This window comes from Phenylobacterium sp., assembly GCF_028290885.1.
Classification (GTDB): domain Bacteria; phylum Pseudomonadota; class Alphaproteobacteria; order Caulobacterales; family Caulobacteraceae; genus Phenylobacterium.
On the sequence record NZ_JAQGIZ010000179.1, the window covers coordinates 1 to 14,577 of the forward strand.

Annotated in this window: 17 protein-coding genes; 7 read left to right on the top strand and 10 right to left on the bottom strand. The window is 69.2% G+C overall.

Annotation, left to right across the window (positions count from 1 at the left end):
* Positions 1–307 (top strand): hypothetical protein (locus JWP28_RS11990; protein WP_299543148.1); only part of this gene is annotated, 307 nt, incomplete at its 5' end.
* A 558-nt stretch (positions 308–865) separates the two neighbouring features.
* Here the strand turns inward: JWP28_RS11990 and cysK are convergent.
* Positions 866–1,921: a cysteine synthase A gene (cysK, locus tag JWP28_RS11995; protein ID WP_299543150.1), complete on the bottom strand. Its 1,056-nt coding sequence runs from the start codon at positions 1,919–1,921 to the stop codon at positions 866–868.
* A 124-nt stretch (positions 1,922–2,045) separates the two neighbouring features.
* Here cysK and JWP28_RS12000 point away from each other — a divergent pair, with 124 nt between their 5' ends.
* Complete coding sequence (locus JWP28_RS12000) at positions 2,046–2,672, top strand: sulfotransferase family protein (RefSeq protein WP_299543152.1); 627 nt, start codon at positions 2,046–2,048, stop codon at positions 2,670–2,672.
* 158 nt (positions 2,673–2,830) lie between these two features.
* On the opposite strand, the gene JWP28_RS12005 is transcribed toward JWP28_RS12000, so the two are convergent.
* Both JWP28_RS12005 and JWP28_RS12010 read right to left on the bottom strand, forming a co-directional pair.
* Positions 2,831–3,094, bottom strand: a complete 264-nt coding sequence (locus tag JWP28_RS12005; RefSeq protein WP_299543154.1) for a hypothetical protein — start codon at positions 3,092–3,094, stop codon at positions 2,831–2,833.
* Between the two features lie 5 nt (positions 3,095–3,099).
* Positions 3,100–3,270 (bottom strand): hypothetical protein, encoded by a 171-nt coding sequence (locus tag JWP28_RS12010; RefSeq protein ID WP_299543156.1) that lies wholly within the window; start codon positions 3,268–3,270, stop codon positions 3,100–3,102.
* Between the two features lie 569 nt (positions 3,271–3,839).
* Here JWP28_RS12010 and JWP28_RS12015 point away from each other — a divergent pair.
* The gene (locus tag JWP28_RS12015) at positions 3,840–4,304 is read left to right on the top strand and encodes a winged helix-turn-helix domain-containing protein (RefSeq protein WP_299543158.1); all 465 of its coding nucleotides are present in this window, start codon (positions 3,840–3,842) and stop codon (positions 4,302–4,304) included.
* 18 nt (positions 4,305–4,322) lie between these two features.
* On the opposite strand, the gene JWP28_RS12020 is transcribed toward JWP28_RS12015, so the two are convergent.
* Both JWP28_RS12020 and JWP28_RS12025 read right to left on the bottom strand, forming a co-directional pair.
* Positions 4,323–4,958: an exopolysaccharide biosynthesis protein gene (locus JWP28_RS12020; protein ID WP_299543160.1), complete on the bottom strand. Its 636-nt coding sequence runs from the start codon at positions 4,956–4,958 to the stop codon at positions 4,323–4,325.
* Between the two features lie 95 nt (positions 4,959–5,053).
* On the bottom strand, positions 5,054–5,614 hold the full coding sequence (locus JWP28_RS12025) for an HNH endonuclease (protein ID WP_299543162.1): 561 nt from the start codon (positions 5,612–5,614) through the stop codon (positions 5,054–5,056).
* An 827-nt stretch (positions 5,615–6,441) separates the two neighbouring features.
* Here JWP28_RS12025 and JWP28_RS12030 point away from each other — a divergent pair.
* The 3 genes from JWP28_RS12030 to JWP28_RS12040 are packed head-to-tail and all read left to right on the top strand — an operon-like array spanning position 6,442 to position 8,847.
* Complete coding sequence (locus tag JWP28_RS12030; protein ID WP_299543164.1) at positions 6,442–7,071, top strand: TetR/AcrR family transcriptional regulator; 630 nt, start codon at positions 6,442–6,444, stop codon at positions 7,069–7,071.
* Positions 7,072–7,081: 10 nt separating this feature from the next.
* The gene (gluQRS, locus tag JWP28_RS12035; RefSeq protein WP_299543165.1) at positions 7,082–7,936 is read left to right on the top strand and encodes a tRNA glutamyl-Q(34) synthetase GluQRS; all 855 of its coding nucleotides are present in this window, start codon (positions 7,082–7,084) and stop codon (positions 7,934–7,936) included.
* A complete protein-coding gene (locus JWP28_RS12040) occupies positions 7,933–8,847 on the top strand; it encodes an EamA family transporter (protein WP_299543167.1) in 915 nt (304 codons plus the stop codon). The genes gluQRS and JWP28_RS12040 overlap by 4 nt, the downstream gene beginning before the upstream one ends.
* Here the strand turns inward: JWP28_RS12040 and JWP28_RS12045 are convergent.
* From JWP28_RS12045 to JWP28_RS12060, 4 genes are all read right to left on the bottom strand, one after another.
* Complete coding sequence (locus JWP28_RS12045) at positions 8,834–9,394, bottom strand: YbhB/YbcL family Raf kinase inhibitor-like protein (RefSeq protein ID WP_299543169.1); 561 nt, start codon at positions 9,392–9,394, stop codon at positions 8,834–8,836. The two genes, JWP28_RS12040 and JWP28_RS12045, sit on opposite strands and share 14 nt — an antisense overlap.
* Before the next feature lie 69 nt (positions 9,395–9,463).
* A complete protein-coding gene (locus tag JWP28_RS12050) occupies positions 9,464–10,906 on the bottom strand; it encodes a protein adenylyltransferase SelO (protein ID WP_299543205.1) in 1,443 nt (480 codons plus the stop codon).
* 37 nt (positions 10,907–10,943) lie between these two features.
* Entirely contained in the window at positions 10,944–11,741 is a 798-nt protein-coding gene (locus JWP28_RS12055; protein ID WP_299543170.1) for an SDR family NAD(P)-dependent oxidoreductase, read from the bottom strand.
* A gap of 1 nt (position 11,742) precedes the next feature.
* Positions 11,743–12,306, bottom strand: a complete 564-nt coding sequence (locus JWP28_RS12060) for a carboxymuconolactone decarboxylase family protein (protein WP_299543172.1) — start codon at positions 12,304–12,306, stop codon at positions 11,743–11,745.
* A gap of 75 nt (positions 12,307–12,381) precedes the next feature.
* Between JWP28_RS12060 and nhaA the strand changes: the two genes are divergently transcribed.
* A complete protein-coding gene (gene nhaA / locus JWP28_RS12065) occupies positions 12,382–13,581 on the top strand; it encodes a Na+/H+ antiporter NhaA (RefSeq protein ID WP_299543174.1) in 1,200 nt (399 codons plus the stop codon).
* On the opposite strand, the gene JWP28_RS12070 is transcribed toward nhaA, so the two are convergent.
* The gene (locus JWP28_RS12070) at positions 13,578–14,516 is read right to left on the bottom strand and encodes an alpha/beta hydrolase (protein ID WP_299543176.1); all 939 of its coding nucleotides are present in this window, start codon (positions 14,514–14,516) and stop codon (positions 13,578–13,580) included. The genes nhaA and JWP28_RS12070 overlap by 4 nt on opposite strands.
* Positions 14,517–14,577 lie beyond the last annotated feature (61 nt).

Sequence of the window (14,577 nt, forward strand, 5' to 3'; positions counted from 1 at the left end):
CATCGTGCGCCCCACGGTGCTCATTCTCGGACCTGAGGGGCTTTCGTTTCTGTCGTCTTCTAGCAAACGTCAGAAGATCGCTTGGCGGGATCTCGACAAGGCATGGATTGTACCTGCAGGTCGGATACCGGCCCGGCAGCTGGGCTTGGATTTCCTGCCTGGCCGCGGTCCGATGCCCAAGCTTTCTGCGTTCAACAGGGCGATCAACGGTTACGACACATCAATTGGTGGGGACATCTGGAACATGCCGCTGGAGGACTTGTTGACGATTTTTCAACAACGCATCGCGGCTTCACGCGGAGCCTAGGCAACCCCGCTAGGTTTTCTCGCCGGCGAGCGAACGTCCGCTTGTCGGCCAGGAGCCAACGGGGAACAACGACCCAACTCGGACCTAATCGTCAGTCAATCACGTGCCAGCCGGTGGCGTCGATGGCCAGCCACGTTCGGCGTTCAATCCAGCTGTTGTTGGTGTGTTGCCGCCAAGTGCACTCGAACTCTGTAGGTTCTTCATCCGGTCCTATGCACCGGACGATTCGAATGTCCGCCGTAGAGATCTTCCCTTTACGATAGGGAACGGACTGAGGGTCAGCCTGGTCAATCGCTCTTGCGAGTTCTTGAGGTGAGACGTTCGCGCGGTTGGCGGCCAAACCTACCGACGGCAAGCTCAAGAGCGTCACAAGGACAAGGGTGAGCGGTCCGGCGGATGGCAGGTTCATCGTACTAGCTTAGCCGTCAATTGGCAGGTTTCCACCCGTAGGTAGCGGAGCTTTGCAACGTCCGCTCATGGGAGGTCCCCAACCCTCAATTCAACAGTTGCCAGTCTCCTGGGTCCCCGCTTTCGCGGGATTGAGCGCCTTTTTGCCTGCTAGGCCGCGGCCACCGGCTCGGCGAACAGCGGGGTCGAGCGGAAGATCTCGAGTTCCGCCTCGGTCATGTCCACCGGCACGTCGGCGAACAGCGGGGTCGAGAGGTAGCGCTCGCCGGTGTCGGGCAGCATGGCCAGGATCGTGGTCCCTTTCGGGGCCTTGGCGGCGATCTGCAGCGCGCCCGCAAAGGTCGCGCCGGAGGTGATGCCGACGAGGATGCCTTCCTTCTCCGCCAGGTCGCGGCTGTACTTCATGGCGTCCGGCCCGGGGATCGACAGCAGCTGGTCGGCCAGGCCCAGGTCGACGGCGTCGCCGGTGAGCTTGGGGATGAAGTCCGGCGTCCAGCCCTGCATGGGGTGCGGCTTCCAGGCCGGATGGCCGGCGGCCGGCGTGCCGTCGGGGTTGCGGGCCTGCGGCTGGCCGCTGGCGATCAGCGCCGCGTCCGACGGCTCGCAGACGATGATCTTGGTGTCGGGCCGCTCCTTGCGCAGCACGCGGCCGACGCCCTTGAGCGTGCCGCCCGTGCCATAGCCGGTCACCCAGTAGTCCAGCCGGTCCCCCTCGAAGTCGTGCAGGATCTCCTGGGCGGTGGTCTTGGAGTGGTAGTCGGGGTTCGCCTCGTTCTCGAACTGGCGGGTCCAGAACCAGCCGTGGGCCTTGGCCAGTTCGATGGTCTTATCCACCATGCCGGTGGCCCGGTTGGCGGCCGGCGTGAGGATCACCTTGGCGCCCAGGAAGCGCATCAGCCGGCGGCGTTCGATCGAGAAGCTCTCCGGCATGGTCAGCACCAGCGGATAGCCCTTGGCTGCGCAGACCATCGCCAGGCCGATGCCGGTGTTGCCGCTGGTGGCCTCGATCACCGTCTGGCCGGGCTTCAGCTCGCCGGACTTCTCGCCGGCCTCGATCACCGCCAGCGCCAGGCGATCCTTGACCGAGCCCAGCGGATTGAACGCCTCGACCTTGACGTAGAGATTCACGTGGTCCGGCGCGAGCCGGTTGATCCGCACCACCGGCGTGTTGCCGATTGTGCCCAGGATGCTGTCGTATCTGGCCATCTCGCGCCTCCGCTCTCGGAAGCCAGACTCAAGCCCGCAGGTCGAGGCGAGTCAAATCGAACCTCGGTCTTGAGGCTGCGGCGAGACTGGCCCAAGCTGGCCTCCGCCTGGGGGAGGATACGCCATGACTCTATCGATGATCGGCGCCGGCTTCGGCCGAACGGGGACCATGTCGCTGAAGCTGGCGCTGGAGGCGCTGGGCTTCGGGCCCTGCTACCACATGGCCGAGGTGTTCAAGAATCCGGCCGCGCCGGACTGGTGGTACGAGGCCGCGCTCGACCCGGCGCACGCCAACTGGGGCAAGATCTTTGAGGGCTACAGGTCCACCGTCGACTGGCCGAACGCCACCTACTACCGGGAGCTGGCCGACGCCTATCCGGACGCCAAGGTGATCCTCACCGAGCGCGACCCGGACGTCTGGTTCGACTCGACCCAGGCCACGATCTTCCGGGACGAGCTGACCGCGGACATGGAGGCGCCCTTCCCCCGGATGGTGCGCAAGGTGGTCCACGAACTGTTCGACGCGCGCATGCACGATCGCGACCACGTGATCTCGGTCTACCTGGCGCACAACGCCCGCGTCCGCGCGACGATCGCGCCCGCGCGGCTCCTGGTCTACGATCTGGCCGAGGGCTGGGCGTCGCTATGCGGCTTCCTGGGCGTCCCGGTTCCAGCGACGCCCATGCCGAAGGTCAACTCGCGCGAGGAGTTCGGAGCCCGCCTCGCTCAGGAAGTCCCGGACCGGGTCTAGTGCCCCGATTCCGAAGTTCGCAAGCGCTTGCGGCTGACTTTGACGAACTTCGGAATCGATGAGGACACTAGCAAGTCAATGTTTCTAGTGTGCTTTCTTGGATTTGAAGTTCGCTCGGCGCGCGGTTCGTGAATGAGGCGAACTTCAAATCCAGCACACTAGCGGCCGCCGCCGCCGGTGATTTCCTTGATCAGGCCCTGGACCGGGGCCTTGCCGCCGGCGCCCCAGACCACCTTCAGGAAGGCGAGCGTCCGCCCGGCCGCGTCTTCGAACTTCCACTCGCAGTCGTCGATGCGGCAGTCGTCGAACGCCGGAGGCTCGCCGCCGGAATAGACCAGGCGGCAATCGCGGAATTCGCAGGCTGAAAAGGTCTCGCCGTCCAGGTTGACGGTCTCGTGGTTGTAGATGGCGCCGTCGGGCATGGCGCTCAGTCCTGTTCGGTGTCGTCGTCGGCGGGTTCGGCCGGCTGGGCGCCGCCGGTCTCGGCGCGGGCGCGCTCGCGCTGCTCGGCCTTGACGCGGGCCTTCTCGGCCACCTTGGCGGCTTTCAGCCGTTCGCGCTCCATGCGCTCGAAGGGATAGTTGGGCTTGCGCGCCATGGGTCTGGTCTCCATCAGAAAAGGCGGGGCGCGAGCCGAGCCGGCGAGCAGGCGTCTTACACTGAAACTGTGCCGTGGCGCATCACGCTCGTGGATCGTGCCTATGTCGACCGAAAACGAGGCCTGGAGGCGCTTGTTCCTCGCAAGGCGGGCGTTCGAGAGGACGCGGACGAAAGACGGCTCCCCCGCGGGGGCGAGGGAGCCGTTGGCGGCGCCGCGAGCCTGGGGGGTTGCCCGGCGGCGCCGTTCTTCGCGTGCGGAAGGTGGCTGGGGGGAGTGACCTCGCCGCACGGGTGAAAACTGGGGGTGCTCCGCGGCGCCAGTAGGGCCGGTTCGTGTCGCTGGCGTCTCGAAACCTTGGTCAAGTCGAGGCCTGCGGAAATGCGGAGTGGTGCATTTTTTGAGCGATCGGCCATTCCCGCACTGTGGCGCTTTGGCGCACAGCGCGGCTTTTGGCAGGTCGTCGCCGGAAACCTGCCTCATTTCGCCTGAGAAGTGAAAAATGACGGGATGAGCCGCTTTATGGATCGTCCGAACCGGGGGCGGTCTTTTGATTTTGCGGAGAAACCATGGAGCTCGGTCGAAACAGCAAGTCGGCGCGACCCTCGGAGATCGTACGCTCACAGCAGGATGTGATCCGGCAACAGGATGAGCTGATCGAAGTGCTGAAGGGCGCCCTGGCCGCGGCGGGGGTGAACGCGGTCCCGGCCCATGCGCGCTGGATGACGGGACTTTCGCCGCAGGAGCGGGCGCTGGTGGGCGTGCTCTACGCCAGATACCCCCGTCCGGTGCCGCGCGAGGTGCTCCTGGACCTGCTGCCGGGCAACGACCATGCGCGGGAGCGCCAGCTGCAGGTGGTCGACGTCGTGGTGCACAAGGTGCGCAAGAAGCTGGGCGCCGACGCCGTCGTCACCGAACGCGGCGAGGGCTTCCGCTTCGGCGGCGCGTTCTACGACAAGCTTCCCAAGTCGCGGGTCGAGGCGCGCGAGACCCCCGCCCTGGAGCCGGAGCCCGCAAGCTTCAGGCGGCGGTAGGCGCCGCCAGGCGCGGCGTCACCAAAGTCCGGTCATCGATCCCAGCCGGACGATTGCCGCCATCACCAGCTGACCGCTCACCACGAGCAGGCCGGCGCTGGCGATCGCCAGAAAATAGCCCACGATCGTCAGCAGGCCGTCCCGCTGGGTGAGGCTCATGCCGAGCGCCGCGACGGCCGCGGCCGGCAGCATGTTGCCTAGCGGGATCGGCAGGATCAGCACCGCCGCCAGCAGGCTGCAGACGATCCCGATCATCAGGTCGCCAAGCCGCCCGAACATGAAGCCAAGGCGCCGGGTGGTGAGCCGTTCCGCCCGTTCGACCCACGGCGCCGCGCGGCGGAACACCCTTCCAAGCACCTGACGATCGACGGTCTGCCGCGCCAGCGTGTGCGGGATCCAGGGTTGCCGGGCGCCGAACGCCAGTTGCGGCGCGATCACCAGCAGCGGCAGGCCCAGCACCGTCGAACTGCCCGGCGGCAGCGGCAGCAGGTTCGGGATCGCAAAGACGAAGAGCACCGCTCCGAAGGCGCGGCGGCCGAAATGCTCCACCACCTCGCCGAGGCTGAGGACGCCTGGAGGGCCGTCAGCCAGGCTCAGCAGCAAGGCGGAGAGCGGCAGACGCTTCTCATCTTCAGGCTGTTCGGTCCGATCCATCGGCTCACGCCGCCTGCGGATCGGGATTTGCGGCCGGGGTGGTCATCGGCGACAACCTGCACGGCGCCGGCCGTCAATGCACGATGGATATGGCGCTAAGCTTCGAGCTCGATGTCCCAGTAGAGGTAGTCGAGCCAGCTTTCGTGCAGGTGGTGCGGCGGGAAGCGTCGGCCGTGCTGCTGCAGCTCGAAGGCCGAGGGCCGGTGCGGCGGGCGCCGCGGATGCATGCCGGCCTCGCGCGGCGTGCGGCCACCCTTCGTCAGGTTGCAGCGGGCGCAGGCGGTGACGATGTTCTCCCAGGTGGTGCGCCCGCCGCGCGAGCGGGGGATCACGTGGTCGAAGGTGAGATCCTCGGCGGCGCGGCAATACTGGCAGGCGAAGGCGTCACGCAGGAAGAGGTTGAACCGGGTGAAGGCCGGCGGCCGGTCCTGGGTCACGTACTGCTTCAGCGAGACGACGCTCGGCAGTTGCATCTCGAAGGACGGCGAATGCACCACCTGGTCGTAGGTGGAAACCACGTCTACGCGGTCGAGGAAGACCGCCTTGATGACGTCCTGCCAGGGCCAGAGCGAGAGCGGGTAGTAGCTGAGCGGCCGGAAGTCGGCATTCAGCACAAGGGCGGGCCAGCCGGACGGCGGGCGACTAAGCACCTGCATGGTCGGCCTCCCCCGGACCGGGGATTGGACGGCGTCGGGCGCCTATATCGTACGCTGGTGAACTGAAGACTGAGGCCCCTGTTCGCGACGCATGGATGCGGCGACGGGCCCGTTCAGGAAGCTCGGGCTGTCCCGCAGTGGGGACCACTATAGGAAAGATTCGGAGACATCTCCATGACGGAGAAGGAATGCCGCCGGGCCTCGCCGCAACTCGGGGATCGAGTGGGCGAGGCTTATCGGCGTCGCATCTGGTCTTAGGCGCCGACGATGGCGGTGGCGCCGGCGAGCGTCAGGCCCAGGGCCACGATCGCGTAGGAGGCGAGGACGTCGAGGATGCGGTTCATTCGGATCGACATGACCTGGTTCCTTGTCTTTGGTTCGGCGCCGGGGTTCCGGTCGCCCTGTCCGATGTGGACGATGCTTAGATAGCACTTATCTGAGCGATGCCTAGATAGCGATTTACGCTGTATCGCTATGCGTTTCTGTATGAGATTTGCAGTGGACCCGATCGCCGCGCGACGAAAAAGGGCCCCGCGGGGGGCCCTTCTCCGATCGACGGAGATGGGGAGATCAGCCGCCGACGGCGGCGAAGGCTGCGGCGACCGAGGAGCCCATGACCAGGATCAGCGCCGGCGCGATCCGGTCGAGGAACCGTTCGAAGCGAGAGAAGGACATGACACACACCTTTGAGTTGGAACCCCCCTCCTCTCTCTGGAACACAAGAGGGAGTGGGAGCATTTGTTATTTGAACAGTGATAAGATATCACGCATCTAAGCGGCGTCAAGATATCTTTACGGCGCCCAGATAGAGAATTAGAGTGAAGCCGATGAGAGAATCTCAAGCTGCCGAGGCCCGGCCCTATCACCACGGCGATCTGCGTCGCGCCCTGATCGACGCCGCGAGCCGTCTCCTGGAAGCCGAGGGGCCGAGCGCCCTCTCGCTCCGCGCGGTCGCCCGCGAGGCCGGCGTCAGTCCCGCGGCCCCCTATCACCACTTCAAGGACAAGGGCGAACTGCTCGACGCGGTCGCCCACGAGGGCTGGACCCTGCTGGACCAGGCGCTGGCCGCGGCGAAGGCCAAGGCTCCTTCGGCCGGCGATGCGATGAGCGAACTGGGCGTAACCTATGTCTGCTTCGCCCGCGAGAACCCGGCGCTGTACCGCGTGATGTACGACACCGCCCGCGACAAGGAGACCCTCCCCTACGAGATGAAGGAGAGCGAGGACAGCGCCTACTGCAAGGTGCGCGACACCATGATCGAGGCCGGCGCCGATCCCGCCGAGGGCCACGACATCGAGCTCGCCACCGTCGCCGCATGGTGCTCGGCCCACGGGCTGGCCGAGATGGCCGGCTTCAGGCAGTTCGACCACCTGAAGGAAGCCTGCGGCGGGGAGCGGGCCTTCTTCAAGGCGGTCTTCCAGCACATGGGTCTGGTTCCCAAGCATCCGGCGCACTAGACCGGCCCGGGTGTCCGACCCCGGCTTCGTCACCCGCTTCGCCCCTTCGCCCACCGGCTACCTGCACCGGGGCCACGCCTTTTCGGCGCTGACCGCTTTCGAGGCGGCCCGCGCCGCCGGCGGGCGCTGCATCCTGCGCATCGAGGATATCGACCGCATCCGCTGCCGCCCGGAGTACGAGGCGGCGGTGTACGAGGACTTGGCCTGGCTGGGGCTGGAATGGGGAACGCCGGTGCGCCGCCAATCCGAGCACATGGCCGACTATGGCGCGGCGCTGCGCGAACTCTCCGAGCGCGGCCTGACCTACCGCTGCTTCCGCACGCGGCGCGAGATCGCCGAGGCCATCGAGAGCGCCCCGCACGGCGCCCTGGAGGCGTTCCACGGCGCAGCCCTGCCGGCCGAGGAGGAGGCGCGGCGGGTCGAAGCCGGCGAGCCCTACGCCTGGCGGCTGTCGCTGGCGGCGGCCGAGCGGGCGCTGGGCGGGTTCGGAGATCTGATCTTCGTCGAGGAGGGTGAGGGGCCGGGCGGCGAACACGGCCTGATCCCCGCCCGGCCGGAGGTCGGCGGCGACGTGGTGCTGGCGCGCAAGGACGTCGGCGTCGCCTATCACCTGGCCGTCGTCGTCGATGACGCTCTGCAAGGGATCACCCAGGTGATCCGCGGCCGCGACCTGTTCGAGGCCACCTACGTGCAGCGCCTGCTGCAGGCCCTGCTCGCGCTTCCAACCCCCGCCTATCGCCACCATCGCCTGCTGACCGCGCCCGACGGCAAGCGGTTGGCCAAGCGCGATCGGGCGCAGACGCTGCGCGAACTGCGTGGGTCGGGTATGACGCCCCGGACGTTGCGGGGGGAGCTGGGATTTTGACGGAAGCGGCGATCCAGCCGACGGGCGCACACCGCTGGCAGGCGGTCGCGGCGCTGGTGTTCGGCGCCTGCGTAATCGGCTTCTCGGGCATCCTGGTGCGGCTGACCGAGACCGGCCCGGTGGCCGCGGGGTTCTGGCGCCTGGCCGTGGCCCTGCCGGCGCTGGCGGTCATCACGCGGCGCAGCAGCGGGACGCTGGGACGGCCGTCGCGGATCGCCATGATCGCCGGCGTGATGTTCGCGCTCGACCTCGGCTTTTGGCACGAAGGCATCAAGTACACCTCGGTGGCCAGTGCGACGGTGTTGTCGAACCTGACGCCGGTGGTGGTCACGGCGTTTGCCTGGATCTTCCTGAAGCAGCGGCCCCGGGCGCTGTTCCTGGCGGCCGTGGCGGTGGCGCTGGCCGGGGTGTGGATGATGGCCGTCGGCCGCAGCGGTGGCGGTCACCTGCTCAACGCCCGCCTCGGCGACCTCTTCTCGATCCTGACCGCGCTCTGGTACGCCCTCTACTTCCTGGCGATCAGCGAGGGCCGCAAGCGCGAGGGCGCGAGCCGGCTGATGTTCTGGTCCGGTATGGTCGGCGCCCCGCTGCTGCTGATCGTCTCGGCGCTGCTTGGCGAGCAGATCACCCCGCTGAGCGCCGCCGGCTGGGCGGCCTGCGCGGGCCTTGGCCTGGTGCACGTGGCGGGCCAGGGCTCCATCGCCTGGGGACTCGGCCGCCTTCCGACCTCGACCGCCTCGGTGGTGGTGCTGGTGCAGCCGGTGGTGGCCGCCTGGCTGGGCTGGCTGCTGTTCGGCGAGGCGCTGGGCCCCGTCCAGGCCGCAGGCGCAGCCGTGGCCCTGGCCGGCGTGGTGCTGGCGCAGTGGGCCTCGCGGCCCGCCCGCTCACCAGGCGCCGTCAGCCCGGCTTAGGCGCCTGGAAGGTTCCGACCAGGTCGCCCTTCGCCGCGACGTGGCCCTTGGCGGCGGCGAGCACGGCCTCACGGTCGCCCCCCGCCGGGACGTCGAGCATCCGGTCCAGCGCCAGGACCTGGAAATGGTAGTGGTGCGGCGGGTCGTTTGGCGGCGGATTCGGCCCGCTGTAGCCGATTGTCCCGTGGCTGTTCGCCCCCTGCATGCCGCTCTTGGAGCCCTCAGCGACCATGGTCACGCTGGCCGGCAGGTTCCAGACCACCCAGTGGGAGAGCGGCGTCGCCCTGGGAGCGTCCGGATCGTCGACCAGGATCGCATAGGACTTCGCGGCAGGCGTCCCGGACCAGTTGAGCGGCGGCGAGATGTTCTCGCCCAAGACGGTGTACTTCCGAGGAATCGGGCCGCCGGCCTTGAACGCGGGTGAGGAGACGGTGAGCGAGCCCTTGGTCGCGGTCTCCGGCCGCTGGATCGAAACCAGGCCGCCCGCGATGGCGGGAACGGCGACCAGGGCGGCTGCCGCAGCCGCAGCGATCGGGGCGAATCTCATGGCTGTCGGTCCTTCGGACGCTCAAGGACCGAAACCCGGAAGGGACGGCGCAGGTTGCGCCCCGGCGGCTCAGCTTCCTTGCGGCGGCAGGCCCCAGGCCAGGCGCGCGGCCTCGATGCCGCCCAGCTTGGCCTCGAACGGCGACCAGTCGTCGGCCTCGGCGATGGCCGCCCAGAGCGCTTCGATCTCGCCCACGAGCAGTTCCTCCGGTTCGGGACGGGCGAAGTAGGGCTCGGCGAGGCGCTCGGGGCGGTCGGGCTCGAAGCCCGAAAGCAGCCGGCGGAACTCGGCGACGTCCGGCCCGGCGTAGAGCTCGCCGCGCGGCCCGGCGAGCGCCCGGCCCTCCCCGCCGCAGAACCAGTCGAAGAAGAAGGGCTCCCAGCGCAGCCGCTCGCCGCCCTCGGCGATGGCGCGGAAGGCGGCCTGCACGAGCGCGGCGTCTTCCTCCACGCCCCGCCGCTGGACGCCCAGCCTTGAGAGCATGGCCGCGGTGAGCTCCTCGCGGTAGGCCGCCCCGAACCCGTTCAGGGCCTCGACCAGGACGTCGCTGCCGGCGACCAGGCTGAGCGCGCCGGCGAGCTGCTGCAGATTCCAGAACACCGCCTCCGGCTGGCGGCCGAAACTGTAGAGGCCGGTGTGGTCGAAGTAGGCGGCGGTGAAGTTCGGGTCGTTGTGCGGCAGGAAGCGATAGGGGCCGTAGTCGAAGCTCTCCCCGGTCATGTTCATGTTGTCGGTGTTGAGCACCCCGTGCACGAAGCCCGCCGCCATCCAGCGCGCGGTGAGCCGCGCGGACCGGGCGACCACGGCCCGCAGCATCGCGACCGGCCGGTCGTTCGCGCCCGCAAGCTCCGGGTAGTAGGCATCGATGACGTGGTCGGTGAGCGCGGTGATCCGGTCGGCCCGCTCGAAGAAGGCGTGCCTTTGGAAGCTGCCGAAGCGGATGTGGCCGTAGCTGAGCCGCACCAGCACGGCCGAGCGCGTCGGGCTGGGCTCGTCGCCGCGCACGAGGTCTTCGCCGGTCTCGATCAGCGAGAAGGAGCGCGATGTGGGGACCCCCAGCGCCTCCAGCATGGCCGTCGCCAGCACCTCGCGCACGCCGCCCTTGAGCGTCAGCCGGCCGTCGCCGGAGCGCGACCAGGGCGTGCGGCCGGAGCCCTTGGTCCCGAGGTCGAGCAGCCGGCCCCCGCTTCCGCCTTCGGTTCCGGCCTCGTGCAGCTGGGCGAAGGTGAAGCCCCGGCCGTCGCCGATCTCGGGGTTGTAAACCCGGAACTGGTGGCCGTGGTAACGCTGGGCGAGCGGCGGATCGATGTTTCCGGGCAGCGGCTCGAAGCGGCCGAAGTGGGCGATCCACTCCTCGTCGGTGAGGGTGTCGAGGCCCACCGTGGCCGCCGCCCGGTCGTTGCGGAAGCGCGGGATGGTCTTCGGAAACGCCTCGGCCCGCACCGGATCGGCGAACTCCGGCCCCAGTTCCGGGAACTGTGGATCGGGACGATAGGCGGGCGAGACCGGCATGGGGTCGAGATGCATCCTCGCTCCCGTCTGGGCAAGCCTAGCCGATCCTCACCCCCATGCCGCCGTCCACCGGCAGGATGGCGCCGGAGATGAACTTGGCTTCGTCCGACGCCAGGAACAGGGCGGCGTAGGCGGTGTCCCAGGCCATGCCCATCTTGCCCAACGGCACCCGCGCGTCGCGCTCGGCGCGGACCTCGGACGTCGAGCGGCCGGTGGCGTCAGCGATGCCGGAGACGGCCATGGGGGTGTCCATGTAGCCCATCATGATGGCGTTGCAGCGCACCCCGTAGCGGGCGTTCGACTGCGCCACGCTGGTGGTCAGCCGGTTCACGCCGGCCTTGGAGACCTCGTAGGCGAGCTGGATGCCGCCGGCGCGCGCGGCCAGCGACGAGATGTTGACGATGGCGCCGCCGCCCTGCTCGCGCATCGCCGGCAGGGCCGCCTTGATGGTCAGCCACATGCCCTTGAGGTTGACCGAAAGGATGCGGTCGAAGGCCGTCTCCTCCAGGCGGTGCGCGGGGCCGTCGCCGCCGCCGATGCCGACGTTGTTGATCAGCACGTCGAGCCGGCCGTAGCGGGCCTTGGCCTCCTCGACGATCTTCGCGCAGTCCGCGGCCTTGACGATATCGGCGGCCAGCGATGAGGCGACGCCGCCCTCCTCGACGATCTGCGCCACGGTCTCCTCGGCGCGGTCGGCGACCCGGTCGACGCAAAGCACCTTCGCGCCTTCGCGCGCGAACAGCACCGCCATGGCGCGGCCGTTGCCGATGGTCTCGCCGGGCGTCTGGCCCGCGCCGACCACCACCGCGGTCTTGCCCTCCATCCGGCTCGTCATGTCAGAACCCCTTCAGGTCGGGATCGAGCGTCTGGCCGGCGTCGAGCTGCACCCCGAAGGTGTTCAGCATCATCGAGACCTGGGTGTACTGGGCCGCGGTGAACACTACATCCATGCGCTGCTTGTCGGTGAGGCGCCTGCCCAGCTCGGCCCAGGTCGCGTCGCCGATGAACTGGTCGGCGTGCAGTTCGTCGCTGGCGCGGATCAACGCCGCATCCGCCGCGCTCCAGCCGGCGTCGGGCCCCTTCTTCAGCCGTTCGATCTCGTCCTCGGTCAGGCCCGCCCCCAGGCCGATGCGCACGTGCTGGGTCCATTCGTAGCCGGACTTGCAGAGGTAGCCGGTGCGCAGGATGACGATCTCCCGCTCGCGGGGCGCAAGGTCGTTGCGGCGCGACAGCACATAGCCGCCCCACTGGTTGAAGCGGGCCAGCGCCTTCGGCGCGTGGGCCAGGGTGCGGAAGATATTCAGGACGGGCCCCGGCCTCATCGGCTCCAGCGCCTCGGCCTGCTCGGGGGTCAGCTCGGCGTCGCTGAGCGGCGCAAATCGGGCCTTGGTCAGTCGCATCTCGTCCCTCCGTCGCCGCTCGCCGCCGCTGCAGCAGCGCTCTGGTCCGGATACCTTAGCGACAGGCGTCGGGCCATGCTAACCGAAGCCATGGCCAAGCGGATCACGCTGGATTTCCTGAAGACCGAGAGCGCGTCGGGCGTGATCCTGGCGGCCGCGGCGCTGGCCGCCATCGCGCTCGCCAACTCGCCCTGGGCGCCCGTCTATTTCCGCTTCATCGCCGCGCCGTTCACCGTGCAGCTGGGCGCCTTCACCGAGACCCTCCCGATCCTCGACTGGGTCAAGGAAGGGCTGATGGCGGTGTTCTTCTTCGTCGTTGGCCTGGAGATCAAATACGAGATCATGCGCGGCGAGCTGGCCAATCCGCGCCGGCTGGCCCTGCCGGTGATCGCGGCGCTGGGCGGCATGGTCGGGCCGGCGCTGGTCTACCTGGCGATCAACGCCGGCGAGGGCGGCGCGCCGCGCGGCTGGCCGACGCCGGTCGCCACCGACATTGCCTTCGCCATCGCCGCGCTGGCGGTCGCCGGGCCGAAGCTGCCGCCGAACCTGCGGGTGTTCCTGCTGACCCTGGCCATCGTCGACGACCTGGGGGCGGTGGGCCTGATCGGCCTGCTGTTCACCGACCACCTGCGGGTGATGGAGCTCTTGGGCGCGCTGGTGGCGCTGGCGCTGATGGGCCTGCTCGGCCGCTGGCGGCGCGCGCCCTACCTGCTCTACGCGCTGGGCTTCGTCGTGGTCTGGGGATTCACCCTGAAGTCGGGGATCTCGACGTCGCTGGCCGGGGTGGCGGCGGCGGCCACCATCCCGCTCGAGCCGCGCAAACCCGGCCGGCCCGGCGTGCTGGAGGACTTCATGGAGGGCCTGCATCCCTACGTCGCCTTCCTGATCCTGCCGCTGTTCGCCTTCTCCGCCGCCGGGTTCACGATCCGGGGCCTGGGGCTTTCCGACCTGTTCGGGCCGATCGCGCTCGGCGTCACGGCCGGCCTGTTCCTCGGCAAGCAGCTGGGCGTGTTCGGGGCGAGCGCCCTGGTCATCGGCCTGAAGCTCGCGCGCCGGCCGACCGGGGCGACCTGGGTCGAGCTCTACGGCCTGTCGATGCTCTGCGGCGTCGGTTTCACCATGAGCCTGTTCATCGGCCAGCTGGCCTTCCCGCTCAGCGACGCAGCCGCCGCGGCGCAGGTGCGCATCGGCGTGGTCGCCGGCTCCCTGCTCTCGACCCTGGCCGGGATGGCGGTGCTGGCCTGGTCGCAGGCGCGGCGGGCGCGGGAGCCCTAGGCCAGCGCGGCCTTGAGCGCCGCGGCGGTTTCGGCGGCCGCCTGGGCCACCGCCGGCGAGACGTCGTGCATGACGTAGAAGTCGTGGACCAGCGACGGGTACTCCACGTGACGGGCCTGGACGCCGGCGGCGGCCAGCCGCGCGGCGTAGTCGCGGCCCTCATCCTTCAGGGGATCGAAGCCGGCGGTGACCACCAGGGCGGGCGGCGCGCCGGCCAGGTCGCGGCGGCCCAGCAGGGCGCGGTGGGCGTGCGGGTGGCCGACCGCGGCCAGCAGCTTATCGAACCAGGCCAGGGCCTCGCGGGTCAGGACCGGACCGTCGAGCGCCTGGCGCGAGGCGGTCTCCTCCTCCGGCCAGATGCCGGGATAGAGCAGCAGCTGGAAGGCGATCCTGCGTGTCGGGTCGTCCTTCAGGTCGAGCGCCACCGAGGCCGCGAGGTTGCCGCCGGCGCTGTCGCCGCCGACCGCGATGCGCCGCGGGTCTGCGCCGAGGTCGGCGGCGTGGTCGAAAGCCCACTTCGTCACGGAGAGCGCGTCGTCGTGGCCGGCGGGGAACGGGTGCTCGGGCGCGAGCCTGTAGTCCACCGCCAGCACCCGGCAGGCGGCGCCGGCCGCGAGCCTGCGGCAATGGCCGTCGTGGGTCTCCAGGTCGCCGATCACGAAGCCGCCGCCGTGGAAATAGACCAGCAGGCCGGACGGATCGCCCAGGCCCGCCGGGCGGTAGAGCCTGGCCGGGATCTCGCCCGCTGCGCCGCCGACCATCAGCTCGCGGGTCTCGACGTCCTTCGGCGCGTTCTGGTCCTGCGCCTGGCGCTGCGCACGGTAGCCCGCGCGCACCATCTCCGGCGGCAGCTGGTCGAGCGGCGGCAGCGGCTGCGCCCTGGCGGCCTCGGCCTGCTGCTCGATCATGGCGGCGAAGTCGGCGTCGATGGTCATGCGATCCTCTTCATCCCTCCTCTTTAGGGGAGGGTGGACGAGGCGAAGCCTCGGACGGGTG